The organism is Streptomyces sp. NRRL F-525 (assembly GCF_000716605.1).
Classification (GTDB): Bacteria; Actinomycetota; Actinomycetes; order Streptomycetales; family Streptomycetaceae; genus Streptomyces.
In genome coordinates this window covers 82,595-97,607 of record NZ_JNXE01000025.1, presented here as the reverse complement: position 1 = coordinate 97,607, position 15,013 = coordinate 82,595, and the positions used below count along the sequence as shown (strand labels likewise).

General features: G+C 69.7%; 15 protein-coding genes. 6 read left to right on the top strand and 9 right to left on the bottom strand.

Going from position 1 to position 15,013, the window contains the following annotated elements; all coding sequences use genetic code 11:
- Both OO69_RS30660 and OO69_RS30655 read right to left on the bottom strand, forming a co-directional pair.
- On the bottom strand, positions 1-1,332 hold the full coding sequence (locus OO69_RS30660) for a lipase family protein (RefSeq protein WP_033284141.1): 1,332 nt from the start codon (positions 1,330-1,332) through the stop codon (positions 1-3).
- Positions 1,333-1,492: 160 nt separating this feature from the next.
- Entirely contained in the window at positions 1,493-2,212 is a 720-nt protein-coding gene (locus OO69_RS30655) for an alpha/beta hydrolase (RefSeq protein ID WP_033284071.1), read from the bottom strand.
- 64 nt (positions 2,213-2,276) lie between these two features.
- On the opposite strand from OO69_RS30655, the gene OO69_RS30650 reads away from it, so the two are divergent.
- Complete coding sequence (locus tag OO69_RS30650) at positions 2,277-2,915, top strand: TetR/AcrR family transcriptional regulator (protein ID WP_051801288.1); 639 nt, start codon at positions 2,277-2,279, stop codon at positions 2,913-2,915.
- Between the two features lie 115 nt (positions 2,916-3,030).
- Here OO69_RS30650 and OO69_RS30645 read toward each other — a convergent pair whose 3' ends face one another.
- Positions 3,031-3,429, bottom strand: coding sequence for a winged helix-turn-helix transcriptional regulator (locus tag OO69_RS30645; RefSeq protein ID WP_033284070.1), 399 nt, complete (start codon positions 3,427-3,429; stop codon positions 3,031-3,033).
- Between the two features lie 93 nt (positions 3,430-3,522).
- Here OO69_RS30645 and OO69_RS30640 point away from each other — a divergent pair, with 93 nt between their 5' ends.
- Both OO69_RS30640 and OO69_RS30635 read left to right on the top strand, forming a co-directional pair.
- Positions 3,523-4,374 (top strand): SDR family oxidoreductase, encoded by an 852-nt coding sequence (locus OO69_RS30640; protein WP_033284069.1) that lies wholly within the window; start codon positions 3,523-3,525, stop codon positions 4,372-4,374.
- A 132-nt stretch (positions 4,375-4,506) separates the two neighbouring features.
- Positions 4,507-5,058 carry a hypothetical protein gene (locus OO69_RS30635; RefSeq protein WP_234444572.1) on the top strand — a complete coding sequence of 184 codons (552 nt, stop codon included), beginning with the start codon at positions 4,507-4,509 and terminating at the stop codon, positions 5,056-5,058.
- An 18-nt stretch (positions 5,059-5,076) separates the two neighbouring features.
- On the opposite strand, the gene OO69_RS30630 is transcribed toward OO69_RS30635, so the two are convergent.
- The 6 genes from OO69_RS30630 to OO69_RS30605 form a co-directional block, all read right to left on the bottom strand.
- The gene (locus tag OO69_RS30630) at positions 5,077-6,135 is read right to left on the bottom strand and encodes a lactonase family protein (RefSeq protein ID WP_033284067.1); all 1,059 of its coding nucleotides are present in this window, start codon (positions 6,133-6,135) and stop codon (positions 5,077-5,079) included.
- A 47-nt stretch (positions 6,136-6,182) separates the two neighbouring features.
- Positions 6,183-7,154 carry a sugar kinase gene (locus OO69_RS30625; protein ID WP_051801287.1) on the bottom strand — a complete coding sequence of 324 codons (972 nt, stop codon included), beginning with the start codon at positions 7,152-7,154 and terminating at the stop codon, positions 6,183-6,185.
- A complete protein-coding gene (locus OO69_RS30620) occupies positions 7,151-7,837 on the bottom strand; it encodes a bifunctional 4-hydroxy-2-oxoglutarate aldolase/2-dehydro-3-deoxy-phosphogluconate aldolase (protein WP_051801286.1) in 687 nt (228 codons plus the stop codon). Before OO69_RS30620 ends, OO69_RS30625 begins: the two co-directional genes overlap by 4 nt.
- Positions 7,834-8,751 carry a carbohydrate ABC transporter permease gene (locus OO69_RS30615; RefSeq protein ID WP_033284066.1) on the bottom strand — a complete coding sequence of 306 codons (918 nt, stop codon included), beginning with the start codon at positions 8,749-8,751 and terminating at the stop codon, positions 7,834-7,836. Before OO69_RS30615 ends, OO69_RS30620 begins: the two co-directional genes overlap by 4 nt.
- A 67-nt stretch (positions 8,752-8,818) precedes the next feature.
- On the bottom strand, positions 8,819-9,691 hold the full coding sequence (locus OO69_RS30610) for a carbohydrate ABC transporter permease (protein WP_033284065.1): 873 nt from the start codon (positions 9,689-9,691) through the stop codon (positions 8,819-8,821).
- Positions 9,692-9,871: 180 nt separating this feature from the next.
- Entirely contained in the window at positions 9,872-11,140 is a 1,269-nt protein-coding gene (locus OO69_RS30605) for an ABC transporter substrate-binding protein (protein WP_033284064.1), read from the bottom strand.
- 334 nt (positions 11,141-11,474) lie between these two features.
- On the opposite strand from OO69_RS30605, the gene OO69_RS30600 reads away from it, so the two are divergent.
- The 3 genes from OO69_RS30600 to dgoD all read left to right on the top strand — a co-directional run bounded on the left by OO69_RS30600 (position 11,475) and on the right by dgoD (position 14,826).
- Complete coding sequence (locus tag OO69_RS30600) at positions 11,475-12,515, top strand: LacI family DNA-binding transcriptional regulator (protein ID WP_033284063.1); 1,041 nt, start codon at positions 11,475-11,477, stop codon at positions 12,513-12,515.
- Positions 12,516-12,697: 182 nt separating this feature from the next.
- Entirely contained in the window at positions 12,698-13,501 is an 804-nt protein-coding gene (locus OO69_RS30595) for an SDR family NAD(P)-dependent oxidoreductase (RefSeq protein WP_051801300.1), read from the top strand.
- A 179-nt stretch (positions 13,502-13,680) separates the two neighbouring features.
- Positions 13,681-14,826, top strand: coding sequence for a galactonate dehydratase (gene dgoD / locus OO69_RS30590; protein ID WP_033284061.1), 1,146 nt, complete (start codon positions 13,681-13,683; stop codon positions 14,824-14,826).
- The last annotated feature ends 187 nt before the right edge of the window (positions 14,827-15,013 follow it).

Sequence of the window (15,013 nt, the reverse complement as noted above, 5' to 3'; positions counted from 1 at the left end):
TCAGGGCTGTACCGGCATGGTCCAGCAGTTGGAGGCGGTGGGCCTGCCCGCGAGGCGGTCGGTGAGCCAGGAGATCGCGTCGCCCTGGTCGGTGAGCAGCGGCGCGAAGTGGTTGAGGAGCGCGCTGCCGACACTGGGCAGGACGACGGCCTTGTACGTGACGTCGCCGCCCAACGCGCACCAGTCGAGGGCGAGTCGGCGGGCCTGCGCGTGCGGGACGAGGTTGTCGCTGACGCCGGTGGCGAGGCGGACGGGCCCGGACGGTTTCAGCGTCCCGATGCGCTGCTCGTCAAGGAACTTCTGGAGCGCGGGAGTCGAGGCGATGATGTCGCTGACGGACTCCCCGTCGGTGGTCCAACTGCTGCTCCGGGTATAGCCGTAGCCGAGGAGCGCGTCCCCGACGCACATCGTCGACAGATCGGTGAGCGCGGCCTTCCCGCCGTCGTTGAGATGCGCTTCCGCAAGGGGCTTCAGGTCCGGGTCGGACTGGAGGAACCCGTTGAGCGACCAGCCGAGCGCGCCCGCGAGTTCGCTGCCGTCGATGGCCTTGGTGACGGAGGTCAGGTCGGCGGGCGGGGCACCGGCGTACGTTCCGGAGAGGGTGACGTCGGGGGCGTAGGAGGACTGGAGTTCGGCGGCGGCCGCGGTCGCCCCGCCGCCCTGGCTGTAGCCGTAGAGCCCAACTGGTGAGGCGGCGCCGACAGTTGCCCCGTCGAGGGAGCGCGCGGCGCGCACGGCGTCCAGCACCGCGTGTGCCTCGTCGATCCGGTTGACGTAGGTGTGCAGCCGGTCGGTGGCACCCAGCCCCACGTAGTCGGTGACGACGACGGCGACACCCTCGGCGAGGAGCCGGTAGATCGCCAGATCCTCGTAACCGACCGACACCGTCTGGCTGTTGAGGGACAGCGGGTGCTCCAGCCCCATGGACGCGGAGCACTGGTCGCCCTGTCCCAGGGTGCCGGGGGCGACGGCGACGAGGGGGCGCGGGCCGGTGCCGGACCAGTCGGCGGAGGGTTCGACGTAGGCGCCGGTGACGGCGACGGGCCGGCCGTTCGAGTCGGTGGACTTGTACATCAGGCGGGTCGCGGTGCCGGGCAGGGTGCTGCCGTCGAGGCCGGGCAGGCTCAGGGCGAGGGGGAGGGGCTCGCTGCGGACGACGGTGCCGTCGGCGGCGGGCAGGGTGGTGGGTGGGTTGTAGAACTCGGGGATGGTGACGCCTCTGGACACGACCTCGTCCGAGGCGCTGGCGGTGGTGAGGGCGAGGCACTGGGCGGTGAGGCAGGCGGCGGCGGTGATCGCGGCGGCGAGCAGGTCTCGTGTGCGGGCGGGCATGCGTGCGGGCATGGCGAACCTCCTGTGGAGCGGCCGTCCGGAGAATGGTTCGCCTGGAACTTACCTGTGGGTAAGTTACTCGTGATACCCGCCGGTAGGTTACGTTTCGGTAATGTGACTGACGGTCAGCTGTTTCTGTGAGCGGGTTACCGGCCGGCGGTCATGCCGCCGCCACCAGCTCCAGGAACCCGGCCACGGCCTGCGGTTCGCTCACCATCAGATCGTGACCGGTGTCGATGTCCCACAACCGCCCGGCGGCGCGCGCCGGTTGGAGATCCGCCGGGTCGCGGTACGGCAGCGTCGACGTGCATACGATCTGGGACTGCGGAAGCGCCCGCACGCCCGCCTCGTCGTGGAGCCGCAGCGGCTGGTCGAAGCACTTCCACGGATGCGGGGTGATCTTCGGCGCCAGCCAGGCGATGTCGTCCGGATCGGTCAACCCGTAGTGGGGCATGGGCCCTTCACCGGGGAAGTTGACGAGTTCCACCCCGTCGACCACCCGTCCCATGGCCCGCGAAGCGCCCATCAACTCCGGTGCCAGTTCGGCGAGGGACTGCCCGTTCGCCGGGGTGGCCGCGTCCAGGTAGACGAGGTGGCCGACGCGGTCGAGGGCGCGGTCGGCGACACCGGTGATGACCATGCTGCCATAACTGTGCCCGACGAGAATGGCGTCGAACAGCCCCTCATACACGAGGAGTTGAACGACATCGGTGATGTGGGTGTCGAGATCGACCCCGGACGTGAGCAGATGGGCCCGCTCGCCGAGCCCGGTGAGCGTCGGGGCGTAGACGTCGTGCCCGCTCGCCCGCAGGATCCGCGCGACGCGCTGATAGCACCAACCACCGTGACTGCCGCCGTGCACGAGAACGAACGTGGCCATGGGGGGACTCCTATCCAACAACTGTCGGATAACCAGCAGATGTTGGGGAGAATACTGTTACGGCATGCCAGCGCAACCCCCTGAACGCCACGGCCTCCCCGACCGCCGGGTCCTCCGCTCCCGCGCCGCCCTGGAATCCGCTCTCCGCGACCTGATCACCGAGCGCGAACTGCGCCAGATATCCGTCGCGGACCTCACCAAACGCGCCGGCGTCAACCGCTCGACGTTCTACGAGCACTACGCCGACGTCCACGACCTGGCGGTGGCGGCCTGCACGTCGACGTACGACGAGTTGGTGGCCGTAGCCCCGATCCCGCACGGCCAACTGACCCCGGACGGCGCGCCGTTGCCGAACCCCCTGCCGGCCCTGTTCACCCATGTCGCCACCAACGCCGCCCTGTACCGGGCCCTCCTCTGCGACGAGGGCAGCGCCCGCATGATCAACCACCTCCTCCACCGGATCACACTGGCGGCCCGCATCAGCCGCGGCCTGGACGCCGATGAGGAATCCGCCGCGGAAGACTTCCCGCACGACCCGGTCTCCGCCTTCCTGGCGGGCGCGGTACTGGGCACGATCATGGATTGGCTACGGCGGGACTGTCCGGGGACGCCGGAGGAGATCGGGGCGGCGATATGGCCTTATGCGGTGGCTTGTGCGGAGGTGTTGGCGGGGGTGGGGGGACCCGGGGGACGGGCGAGGTGAGCGGGAGCACTGGGAGCTGCCGCGCGAAGTCGCACTGGACGCGGTCACGGGCCCGCAGATGTTGCTCGTGGCTGGAATCGCAGTACTGCCGCGACCGCCTACCGCTCGAAGGCGCCTAGGTATTGGCCCCGGGTCGGGGTCGCTGTCCCGCGCCGTCCGCCGACAGCCGCCGCGTGATCCGGTCGAACAGCTCCGACAACGGCTCGCCGACCTCCCGGCCGAACTCGGTCAGCCCGTACGTGACTTGGGGCGGTGTCGTCGGTTCGACCTCGCGCCAGAGGAGGCCGTCCTGGACCAGGGTGCGGAGGGTCTGGGCGAGCATCTTCTCGCTGATGCCCTGGATGCTCTCGCGGAGTTCGTAGAAGCGGAGGCTGGTGCCGCGCAGGGCGATCAGCACCCAGACGCCCCATCTGCTGGTCACGTGGTCGACCAGGTCGCGGGCGAGGCAGTCGGTGTGAAACACCTCATACCGCGGACCCGGCTCGACCCTTCTCTCCTGCACGCCTTCCGTCATGTTATGAGCTTACCTCGGGGTATGTCCTTACCAAAAGTTAGCCCAGCTCCTAGCGTGACGGCCGTAGAAGTACAGGCGACAAGGGAGCTGAACATGATCGTGGTGACCGGGGCTACCGGGAACATTGGCCGGCCGTTGACGCGGGCGTTGGCGGCGGCGGGGCAGCAGGTGACGGCGGTGTCGCGGCACGCGCCGACGCCTACGGCGCCGTTGCCGGACGGCGTCCGCCATGTGGCCGCCGATCTCGCCCAACCGGCAGGCCTCAAGCCCGAGTTGACCGGAGCGAAGGCGCTGTTCCTGCTGCTCTCCGGCGACCTGCACGCCACCGGGGCCAACCCGGCCGACATCATCGGCGTGGCCGAGGCCGCCGGGGTCCGCAGGGTCGTCCTGCTCTCCACCCAGGGCGTCTCGACCAGGCCGTTCGGCGCGACGCGGGTCGCGATGCGCGCGCTGGAGGACGTACTGCGGGAGTCCGGCCTGGAGTGGGCGATCCTGCGGCCGGGCGGCTTCGCCTCCAACGCGCTGTGGTGGGCCGAGTCCATCCGCACGCGAGGGACCGTAGCCGCGCCCTTCGGTGACATCGGGCTGCCGATCGTCGACCCCGCGGACATCGCCGAGGTCGCGGCGGCCTGTCTGCTGGACGGCCAACACACCGGTGGGGTCTACGAGTTGACCGGCCCCGAGGTGATCACCCCGCGTGGGCAGGCGGAGGCCATCGCCGCCGCGCTGGGCTCGCCGGTACGGTTCCACGACCTCACCCGCGAGGAGGCCAAGGCCGCCATGTCCCAGAGCATGCCGGCGGAACTCGCCGAGGACACCCTGACCATCCTCGGTTCCCCCAGCCCGGCCGAACTGCGCATCAGCCCCGACGTCGAACGGGTCCTCGGCCGCGCCCCGCGCCCGTTCGCGGACTGGGCCGCGCGCCATGTGGACGCGTTCCGCTGATACGGGCCCGGGGCGTGCCCTGAGCGCGTTCATCGATCACGCTGGGGTCGGGTAGAGGGGGTGCCAAGGCGGCGCGGCGGTGCGGCGGCGAGGTCCGCCGGTTTGTCAGTGGCGTCCAATACGTTGTCGGACATGAGTAGTTGGATCCGCTACGGCGTCATGGCGTGGATGGACGAAGACTGGTCCGGAGACGACGAAACCGTCCTGGTCTACTTCAAGGGAATCGCCCCGGCCGCCCTCGCCGAAGGACTGTCCGCACAACACCGCCCGCCGTTCGCCTACGGCAAGGCCCCGGCACCCGGCGACTGGGGTGTGATCGTGCACCACATGTTCAACCCCGCCCGCAACGACTACGAGGGCGTCAACTACCGCGAACTGTGCTCTCAGGGCGTGGAGTTGACGGTGTTCGTCCCCAACCCGTCCATCGCCAAGGGCCACGGACCCCACGCGTACCACTACAAGGACGGCCAGGCCTCGTCCTGCGTCGACTACGAGGATCCCGACTACGCCGGGGCGTACTGGCCCAACAAGCTGGCCCCCCTCATCACGGCGGCCGGACTGGACCACAGGAGCGAGACCTACGAGGAGCAGTTGACCCAGCTGATCTGTGACCACCTGGGGCTGCCCGCGCTGGACCGCGCCACCATCACGGTGGACCGCGGCCTGAGGGACTCCTACCTCTAGCCCGGCCGGATCGGACCGTCACACGGCGAGCGCACACACCACCGACGCCACGGCGACCACCGCCGCCCCCGCCTCCACCAACGACCCGTCCCCCGCAACCCCCAACACCGCGACAGTCCCGCTGTGTTGGTTGGCCACCAGCAGACACCCCGGCGCCGCGGTCAGCCCCCGAGGCCAGCTACCCCCGCTCGGAACCTCACCGAGCGGCGCGAGCTCCGAACCCGTGATCCGGAACGCCGCCACCGTGTCCGCACCCCGATTGGTGACCCAGACGTATCGCCCGCAGTCCGAAGTTACGATCCCACCCGGCTGGTTGGGGATATCCTCTACGGCCGTCGCCGGCACCCGCGACAACTCGTGCAGGGTGCCCGTCTCGGCGTCGTAGCGGTGGCAGGTCACCGTCGAGGAGAGTTCGTCGGCGCTGAGGACCAGGTCGCCGCTCGGGGCGAAGGCGAGGTGGCGGGGGCCGGAACCCGGGCGGAGTTGGGAGGCGGACACCAGCTTCAACTTGCCCGCGTTGGTGTCCAGTTCGTACGTGAACACCGTGTCCGCGCCGAGGTCGGTCGCCAGGACGTAGCGGCCCGCCGGGTCGACGACGACCTGGTGGGCATGCGTGCCCTCCTGGCGGCCGGTCACCGGGCCCGAACCCTTGTGCTCGACCACGTCCGTCAGGTCCACGAGCCTGCCGTCGGCGTCCAGGCGGTGGACCGCCACCGTGCTGGGGAGCGTGTCCGTGCCGTAGTTGGCGGTGAGGAGGTACTCGCCGCCCGGGTGGACGGTCAGGTGGCACGGGTTCGCGCCGCCGCTGGTCAGGGGTGCTCCCAGCGGTACCGGTGCCGCGTCCTCCCGCAGACCGAACGCGCTCACCGCACCCGCCGTCGACTCGTGCGTCGTATAGACGACGGGCAGGGTCGGGTGCGCCGCCAGGTACGACGCACCGCTCGCCGCCACCGCGTCCACCACACTCAGAGCGCCGTCCCCTGGCGTGAAGCGCAGGGCCGTCACGCCGACGCCCTCACCACCCGTGTCGGGTGTGTACGAACCGGTCAGGACAACAACTACCCCTGTTCCAGCCATGATTGATGCATCGTCAACTGTCTCTCGTGACATATGAGTTCAGTCCCTCAGCGGAGTACGTCGTCGTGGTGATCCAGCAGAGCGAGTTCGGCCCGGCGCGGCAGACCCTCCCAGTCGCCCTCCGTGCCGACCGCGAACGCGCCCAGCCGGGCCGCCGTGTCCAGCCGGATTTCAGGACCGGCGCCCGCCAGCAGCTCGGCCAAGTAGCCCGCCACAAAGGCATCTCCGGCACCGACCGAGTCGTAGACCCGTGCAGGCAGCGCGGGTTGGCGGTACGGCCGGCCGTCGACGAGCGCGAAAGCTCCCTCCGCGCCCAGTTTGATCACCGCACCCGACGGGCCCAAGTCGCAGATCCCCTTGGCCAGTTCCTCGGGTTCGTGGCGGTCCGGTACCGCCAGCCGCGCCTCGTGCGGGCCCGCGAACACCAGGTCGCTGTCCCGGAGGAGGGGCAGGACCGCCTCCCTCGCCTCGGCCTCGTTCCAGAGCAGGGAACGGAAGTTGATGTCGAGCGACACCAACACCCCTGCGCCCCTTGCCACATCCACCGCACGGCGGACCGCCCGCGCCGGACCGTCCCCCAACGCCGGTGTGATGCCGGTGATGTGGAGGGCCGCCGCCCCCGCCACCACCTCCTCCGGGATGTCCTCGGGTGACAGGCGGACACCTGCCGTCGCGGTCCGGTAGTACCGCATCCGGTGCTGCGTACTCGTCCGTTTCTCCTTGAGGAGCAGGGAAGTTGGCGCCGGATCGCGGACCGCCAGCGCCGTGACGCCCTCGGCCCGCAGCTCTCGTAGGACCAGTTCACCCAGTTCGTCGTCGCTCACCCGGCCGATCCATGTCGCCCGGCCGCCCAGGCGGCTGACGCCGACCGCCACGTTCGACTCCGCGCCGGCGATGCCGAGGCGCAGGGTGGTGCCCAGGGCGAGCGGGCCGGGCCCGGCGGCGGACAGGACGCCCAGGGTCTCGCCCACGGTGACGAGGTAGGGCTCGTCACTCTCAACAGGCTTACGGGTGTTCACAGATGCTTCTCCTCGGCCCCGGTGTCGGGCCTGACCGTCTTCAGCAGTGCGCGTGCCCGTGCCGTGAGAGCGCTCAGCGCCTCGGGTGCGGGGTCCCGGTCGGCGCCGTGCAGCAGCGGGGAGCCGACGCCCACGGCGAGCGCCCCCGCGGCCATGTACCGACCCGCCGCTTCGAGGTCCACGCCGCCTACCGCCATGAGCGGTATCTCCGGTAGCGGGGCGCGGAGTTGGGCGAGGTGGGTCGGGCCGCCCGTGCATGCCGGGAAGAGTTTCACGGCCGCCGCGCCCGCCCGCCACGCGGTGATCACCTCGGTCGCCGTCCAAGCCCCTGGATAGAAGGGGACGTTGAGATCCGCGGCGGCCCGGATGACGTCCGGTTCGACGTTGGGCGCGACCAGGAACTCTGCGCCCGCCGCCAGCGCGTCCCGGGTGTCGGCCGCGGTGAGGACCGTACCGGCGCCCACCGAGACGGAGGCGCCGAGTTCGTCCTTGATACGGGCGATCGCGTCCAGCGCGCCCCCGGTGGTGAGGGTGACCTCCAGGCAGGTGACCCCGCCGGCCGCGAGCGCACGGGCCGCGGCGGGCAGCCCGGCCGCGTCGGTCGACCTGAGGATGGCCATGACGCGGGTGCCAGTCAACTGGGGTGTGACAACGGGCCGTTCGAGAATGTGATGCTCCGTCATTTCACTGCTCCCGCCGACATCCCGGCGACCATCTGGCGCTGGAAGAAGATGAAGATGACGAAGAGGGGCAGCACGCCCAACAGGGCCGCGGGGAAGAGGGTGGTCGGCTGCACGGTGTGCGGGTCGATGAAGGAGTACGCGTTCACCATGACCGTGCGCTTGCCCGGGTCCTGGAGGAATACGAGCGGGACCAGCAGGTCGTTCCAGATCTGGAGCGAGATGAACGTCAACAGGGTGCTGGTGACCGGCCGTAGCAGCGGCAGGATGATGACGAAGAACGTGCGCAGCGCGCCGCAGCCGTCGAGGGCCGCGGCCTCCTCCAGGTCGGTCGGGATCTGGCGGATGAAACTGGTGTAGAAGAACACGGCCAACGGCAGGTTGAGCGCGGTGTAGATGAAGACGACGCCCGCGTAGGTGTCCAGCAGGTTCAGGTCGCGCATCAGCAGGTACAGGGGGGCGACGACGACGAACACCGGGATCGACGTGCCGAGGATGAACAGCCGGTACACCGCCGTCGACCAGCCCGCGGTGATCCGAGCCAGCGGGTAGCCCGCGAGCGCGCCCAGCACCGTGATCAACGCGCACGAAAGCCCGGTGATCAGAAGGGTGTTGAGGGTGCTGGTGCCGTAGTGGATCTGGCTGAAGGCCTGCGTGAAGTTCTTCAGCGTGAAGGAGTGCGGCACGCCCAGCGGGGAGCGTGCCACGTCCGCCGCCGTGCGCAGCGAGGTGACGATCGTGAACACGAACGGCAGCACGAAGAGGACCGTGCCGAGACAGAGCACCGCGGTGCCGAGCCCGGCGGCGAGCCTGCGCGGGGTCCATGGCTCGGCGGTGCGGGGCCGGGGCGCGTCACGTTTCCCGGTGGGGCGGCCAACTTCGGTCGCGGGGACCGTGGTTGAGAGGGGTGAGGTCATGGGGTGATCCGTCCGATTCCAACGGTGCCGACGGGGTGCGTACGTCCTTGGAGGCGTCCGTACGGCGTCACACGCGCCGTTCGCGCAGTCTGAGCAGGGAGTTGGTCGCGCTGGACAGGACGACCACGGTCATGAGGAGCAGCACCGCGAGGGCGACGCCGTAGGCGAACTTCCCGCCGCCGAAGATGTTCCGGTACACGAGCAGGGTCAGGGTGTCGGTGGCGCCGGCCGGGCCGCCGTTGGTCAGGACGAGCGGGAACTCGAAGACCTTGAGCGAACCGATCAGGCTGAGCGTCACGTTGACCGTCAACGCCGGTGCCAGCAGCGGCCATTCGATGCTGCGGAAGCGCCGCCAGCCGCTCGCGCCGTCGAGGGCGGCGGCCTCCAGGAGTTCGGTCGGCATGCTCATATAGCTGGCGAGGAAGATCGCGCACGAGTAGCCGGTGAACATCCAGATGTTGACCGTCGCCACCGAGTACAGCGCGGTGGACGGGTCGCCGAGCCAGACGTGCTTGAGCACGCCGAGGCCGACCCCGTCGAGCAGCGCGTTGAGGCCGCCGTTCGGTGCGAAGAGGTACGACCAGATGAACGCGGCCATCAGCGGCGAGATCAGCGTCGGGGTCAACAGGACGACGTTCAGGGCCTTTCGGACCCTCGGGCGGCGGAACAGCATCGACGCGAAGAGCAGCCCGAGGCCGTTCTGCACGACGACGACCACGACGGCGTAGAGGACCGTGTGCCACAGGGCCGCGGAGACCTGTGAGTCGTCCGCCATCGCCTTGTACTGGTCCGTGCCGACGAAGTGGGAGATCGGGCCGCCGACGCTGTCGGTGAAGCTCAAGTACACGCCCTTGAACAGCGGATACAGGATGAAGAGTGCGTACACGGCGATCGCGGGGAGCAGGAAGGCGGCCATGGTGGCACGCCGTCGGTGGAACACGGGGGATCAACCTCCTTGGCCGACAGGCCCCTTGGGGGAGTGGGCGTAACGGGGGTGAGCGAGACGGGAGTTGGCGGGCCGCGGCGGTCCCGTACGACCGGCCGGTTCGATGACCCCGCCGGTCTGGCCACCCGGCCGTTGTTCGACTGGCCGGGCAGCCCAACGTCCGTACAGATGCGGCTACTTGGCGGACGCGGCGGTCTGGATGTCCTTCAGCGTCTTCGCCGCGTCGGACTGGCCCAGCAGGAACGACTGGATCTTGGAGCCGGTGTCGGTCTCCGCCTGGGTGCCGTACCAGGTGTTGGAGGGGAGGACGCGGTAACGGCCCTCGTTGAAGGCGGTGTTGAAGATCGTCGTCTCCGTCGAGTCGGGCGTGGTGCCGCCCGTGAACGGGGACTCGGCGTGCTCGGCGTCCAGGTACTTCGCCAGATTCGCGCTCTGCGACCAGAACTTGACGTACTCCTTCGCCGCGTCCGCGTGCTGCGACTGGGAGTTGACGCCCCACGCCGTACCGGAGAACAGCATCGCGTTCGGCTTGGTGCCCGCGGCGCCGCCCGGCCAGGGCGCGAACGAGACCGGGAAACCGGCCTTCTTGATGTTGGAGACCTGCCAGGCACCCTGGTACCAGAACGCGCTCTTGCCGGCGCTGAAGTCCTGTGGGCCCTGGGACCACTCGTCGACGCCGAGTTCGTTCTTCCAGTTCACATACCCCTTGTCACCAAGGGACTTGAGCTGGTCGAGCGGCTCCTTCCAGTCCGAGCCGAAGGACGCCTTGCCGGCCAGGAAGTCCGCGTCCCACTGCTTGTTCTTCTGGTAGACGGTCGTCGAACCGCTCGCCTGGAAGATGGAGCTGCCGGTCCAACCCGCCTTGTCCGGCAGCGAGATGGGCGTGATCCCGGCCTTCTTGAGCTTCGCGAGGTCGGCGAGGAACGTCGGCCAGTCGGCGGGGACCTCGGTGATCCCGGCCTTCTTCAGCAGGTCCATGTTGGCGTAGAGCCCGATGCCGATCAGCTCCATCGGCATGGCCAGCGTCTTGCCGTCGCTCCGCGTGAACGGCTTCGCCGCCGAGGATATGGAGCTGACCCACGACTCGTTCGAGAGGTCCGCGAGGTAGCCGGAGGCGCCCCACTTCTTCATCTTGTCCGCGTCGACCATGATGACGTCGCCGGCCTTGCCGCCCAGCAGCTCGGGCTGCAGCTTCTGTGTGTAGGTCGGGTCCGCGGTGGTGTACTTGAAGTCGATCTTGATCTTCGGGTGCGCCTTCTCGAAGGCCTTGTTGATCTCCGCGATGTTCGCCGGCTCCGCGCCGCCGCCCTTCCACGCCTCCACGTGGAGCGTGACCGTCCCGTCCGCCGAGGTCGAGCCCGACCCGCCGCCACAGGCGGCGAGCGACGTCGCCAGGGCGGCGACCGTGGTGGCGACCGCGAGCAGTCTCCCGGAGCGCTTCATTGCACACCTCACCCATCATCGGCGCATGCCGATTTCGTCGTGCTTGCAGGGGTTTGTGAAGAAAGTTGACGGTCCGCGATGCTCGCCGAGTCCCGTCGGCTGTGCGTGGACCGTGCTGTTTTGCCGGGCCTGAATGGATATATCACTGAAATCCATCCAAGGAAACCGGTTGACCAACGACTTCGGCGAACGCTAGGTTGCGGCGCCAGAAGGTGTCAAGAGGTCAAACGCAACACCGCATGCCGAACGCCACACCCCCGGCGAATACGGCAGCCGGGGACGATTCGCACAGCTGGCAGAGTGGTCGACAACGTCGTTGACAGGGAGGGTTCGCGTGGCTGAACAGCCCCTACGGGCACGGCTGGTGGACGTCGCACGGGAGGCGGGAGTCTCCAAGGCGACGGTGTCCAAGGTGCTCAACGGACGGCAGGACCTGTCCGTCCGCCCCGAGACCAGACAGCGCGTCCACGAGGTCGCCGAAGCCCTGGGCTACCGCCCGCACTCCGGGGCCCGCGCCCTGGCCGGGGCCAGCACCCACGCCCTGGCCCTGCTGGTGCCGGCCCTCAACAACCCTACGTACGTGACCATTTCGCGCGGTGCCTACCAACGCGCCCGTGAACTGGGCTATCTCTCCCTGCTCGCCGAGGACTTCGACGGCCAGGAGGCCGACGACACCTTCAACGACCTGGTCAAGGAGGGCCGGGTGGACGGCCTGCTGATCGCCTCCGCCCGCCCGAACCATCCCCTACTGGAGACCCTGAGCCGCAACCCGGTTCCGCACGTCTTCCTCAACCGCGCCGTCAAGGACTCGGGCCGCAACGTCACGATGGACGTGGCGCGTTCGAGCGTCACCGCGCTGGACCACCTCCACGCACTCGGTCACCGGGTGATCGGCCACATCGCCGGCCCCTCGGGGATCACCCCCAGCGAGGACCGCCGGGACGCGTTCCTACGGCACGCCGCCGTACTGGGACTCGTCGCGGCACCGGTCGCCTCCGGCGACTTCACCGAGGAGGGCGGCGCGGGTGCCGCCCGCGAACTCCTGACTCCGGTCGAGGGCCGACCGCAGGTCACCGCGCTGTACACCAGCTCGCTGGCCCAGGCCATCGGGGCGATGCGCGCCATCCACGAGCGCGGCCTGCGCATCCCCGAGGACATCTCCCTGGTCGGCAACGACGACCTCCCGGTCGCCGGTTACCTGACCCCGCCGCTGACGACGGTCGCGATGCCGCTGCACGAACTGGGCACGGCGGCGGTCGACGCGCTGGTCGCGGAGATCCGGGGGGAGTCGCCGGGGGATGTGGTGGTGCCGACCGAGCCGCGGTTGGTGTTGCGGGGGTCCACGGCGGGGCCGATGGCCGCCGGGGGGAGCTGACCCGTAGTACCCGTAGTACCCGTACGACCTGGGTGCGCGACTGCGGCCTGACCCGTACGACCCGTAGTACCCGCACGACCTGACCGGACCGGTCGGCCCGAGCCGTAGGCCGACCCGGAAGGGCACGCCCGTAGGACGTACGACGGATGACCGGACGGGCCGGTCACGCCGAGAGGAACGCCATGAGCCGCACCATCCCCGAGAGCCACGCCGACAGTCACCCCGGCCACCGCCCCGCCCGCTTCACCGGCCGTACCGCTCTCCTCACCGCCGCCGCCTCCGGCATCGGTGCCGCCACCGTCCGCCGTCTCGCCGAGGAGGGCGCGTCCGTGCTGGTCACGGACGTGGACGCGGCCGGTGCGGAGAAGGTGGCCGACGAGGTCCGCGCGAAGGGCGGCCGAGCCCGTCACCTAGGGCTCGACGTCACGAACCCCGAGGCCTGGCCCGAGGCGATCCGGACGGTCGAGGAGTGGACCGGCCGCCTCGACCTCCTCCACCTCAACGCCGGCCGCAACCTCCCCGGCGCGATCCACGAACTCGACGACACCTCCTGGCACGACCACCTCCGCCTCGCCCTCGACTCCGTCTTCTACGGCGTCCGGGCGGCCGTACCACTGCTCACCGCATCCGGGGCCGGCGCGGTCGTCGTCACCGGCTCCGTGCACGCGGTGCTCGGGTTCAGCGGCTTCCCGGCGTACGCGGCTGCGAAGGGCGGAGTCAGCGCGCTGGTACGGCAGTTGGCGGTCGAGTACGCGGGCCGGATCAGGTTCAACGCGGTGGTGCCAGGTGCCGTGGAGACCGGTCTGTGGATCGACGCGCCGGACGAGTACCGCGCCCAGACGGCGGCCCGTACCCCGGTCGGGCGGCTCGGCGAACCCGAGGACATCGCCGCCGCCGTCGCCTTCCTCGGCTCCGACGACGCGTCGTTCATCACCGGCCAGAACCTGGTCGTGGACGGCGGGCGCAGCATCAGCTCGCAGGAGTGACACCGGGTCCGCTGCCAGGGAGAGCCGCTCCCCGGACCCGTAGGACCCGTAGGACCCGTAGGACCCGTAAGACCCGTAAGGGCGCGGCCAGTTCGCCGTGCCCGCAGGTCCGGTACCCGTAGACCCCGTACCCGTAGACCCCGTACCCATAGGCCCCGTAGGACCCGGAGGTCCGCAGCATGAAAATCACCGGATACGAGCTGTTCCTCGTCGAACCGCGCTGGCTCTTCCTGCGCGTCGACACCGACGAGGGCATATCCGGCTGGGGCGAGCCCATTGTGGAGGGCAAGGCCCACACCACGGCCCGGGCGGTCGAGGAGATGTTCGACTACCTGACCGGCCAGGACCCCGCCCGCATCGAGGAACACTGGCAGATGCTCGCCAAGGGCGGTTTCTACCGCGGCGGCCCGGTCCTCAGCAGCGCCCTCGCCGGTATCGACCAGGCCCTGTGGGACATCGCGGGCAAGACCCACGGCGTCCCCGTGCACCAACTCCTCGGCGGCCACGTCCGCGACCGCGTCCGCATCTACGGCTGGCTCTACGGCGAGAGTCCCGAGGAACTCGCGGAATCGGCGGCAGGCCAGGTCGCCAAGGGCCTGACCGCCGTGAAGATGAACCCCTGCGCGCAACTTGAGCCGCTCGCCACCCCCGCGGCGATCGACGCGATCGTGGCCCGGGTGAGCGCCGTACGCGAAGCCATCGGCCCCGACCGCGACCTGGCGCTGGACTTCCACGGCCGCTTCAGCGGAGCGATGTCGAGGCGCGTACTCCCTTACCTGGAACCGCTGTTGCCGATGTTCGTGGAGGAACCGGTCCTCCCGGAGTTCACCCGCGACCTCGGCGACGTCGTCCGCGCCACCTCCATCCCCATCGCGACCGGCGAACGCCTCTTCTCCCGCTGGGACTTCAGGGAGGTCCTCGGCGCCGGCATCGCGGTGGCGCAGCCCGACATCAGCCACGCGGGCGGCATCTCGGAGACCCGCCGCATCGCCGCGATGGCCGAGGCCTACGACGTACTCGTCGCCCCGCACTGCCCGCTCGGCCCCATCGCACTCGCCGCCAGCCTCCAACTCGACTTCGCCGTACCGAACTTCCTCATCCAGGAACAGTCCCTCGGCATCGGCTACGGCGACAGCAGCGGCCTGCTCGGCTACCTCGCGGACGCCTCGCCGTTCGAGGTCCAGGACGGTTACATCCACCGCCTGACGGCACCCGGCCTCGGCATCACCGTCGACGAGGACAAGGTCCGCTCCGCCGCCGAACGCGGCCACCGCTGGCGCAATCCGGTGTGGCGCAACGCGGACGGCTCACTGGCGAGTTGGTAGCCGAAGGCCGGTAAAGGGCCTGATTTCAGGGGGACTTGGCACAGCGCTGCCCCGACGCCGTCGAATCCGGCGTCGGGACAGCACCACACGCTCCAGGCGCACCGGCGGCAACCGGTCAACGCGCCTGGTGAAGAGGGGAATCTCGCCGCACGCAGCGGCAAGGGACACATCCACCCATCCAAGGAGC

Bases quoted from the DNA above. Each gene is read 5' to 3' on its own strand.
- OO69_RS30660 (WP_033284141.1), bottom strand. From the start codon at position 1,332: ATGCCCGCCCGCACACGAGACCTGCTCGCCGCCGCGATCACCGCCGCC.
- OO69_RS30655 (WP_033284071.1), bottom strand. From the start codon at position 2,212: ATGGCCACGTTCGTTCTCGTGCACGGCGGCAGTCACGGTGGTTGGTGC.
- OO69_RS30650 (WP_051801288.1), top strand. From the start codon at position 2,277: ATGCCAGCGCAACCCCCTGAACGCCACGGCCTCCCCGACCGCCGGGTC.
- OO69_RS30645 (WP_033284070.1), bottom strand. From the start codon at position 3,429: ATGACGGAAGGCGTGCAGGAGAGAAGGGTCGAGCCGGGTCCGCGGTAT.
- OO69_RS30640 (WP_033284069.1), top strand. From the start codon at position 3,523: ATGATCGTGGTGACCGGGGCTACCGGGAACATTGGCCGGCCGTTGACG.
- OO69_RS30635 (WP_234444572.1), top strand. From the start codon at position 4,507: ATGAGTAGTTGGATCCGCTACGGCGTCATGGCGTGGATGGACGAAGAC.
- OO69_RS30630 (WP_033284067.1), bottom strand. From the start codon at position 6,135: ATGGCTGGAACAGGGGTAGTTGTTGTCCTGACCGGTTCGTACACACCC.
- OO69_RS30620 (WP_051801286.1), bottom strand. From the start codon at position 7,837: ATGACGGAGCATCACATTCTCGAACGGCCCGTTGTCACACCCCAGTTG.
- OO69_RS30615 (WP_033284066.1), bottom strand. From the start codon at position 8,751: ATGACCTCACCCCTCTCAACCACGGTCCCCGCGACCGAAGTTGGCCGC.
- OO69_RS30605 (WP_033284064.1), bottom strand. From the start codon at position 11,140: ATGAAGCGCTCCGGGAGACTGCTCGCGGTCGCCACCACGGTCGCCGCC.
- OO69_RS30595 (WP_051801300.1), top strand. From the start codon at position 12,698: ATGAGCCGCACCATCCCCGAGAGCCACGCCGACAGTCACCCCGGCCAC.
- dgoD (WP_033284061.1), top strand. From the start codon at position 13,681: ATGAAAATCACCGGATACGAGCTGTTCCTCGTCGAACCGCGCTGGCTC.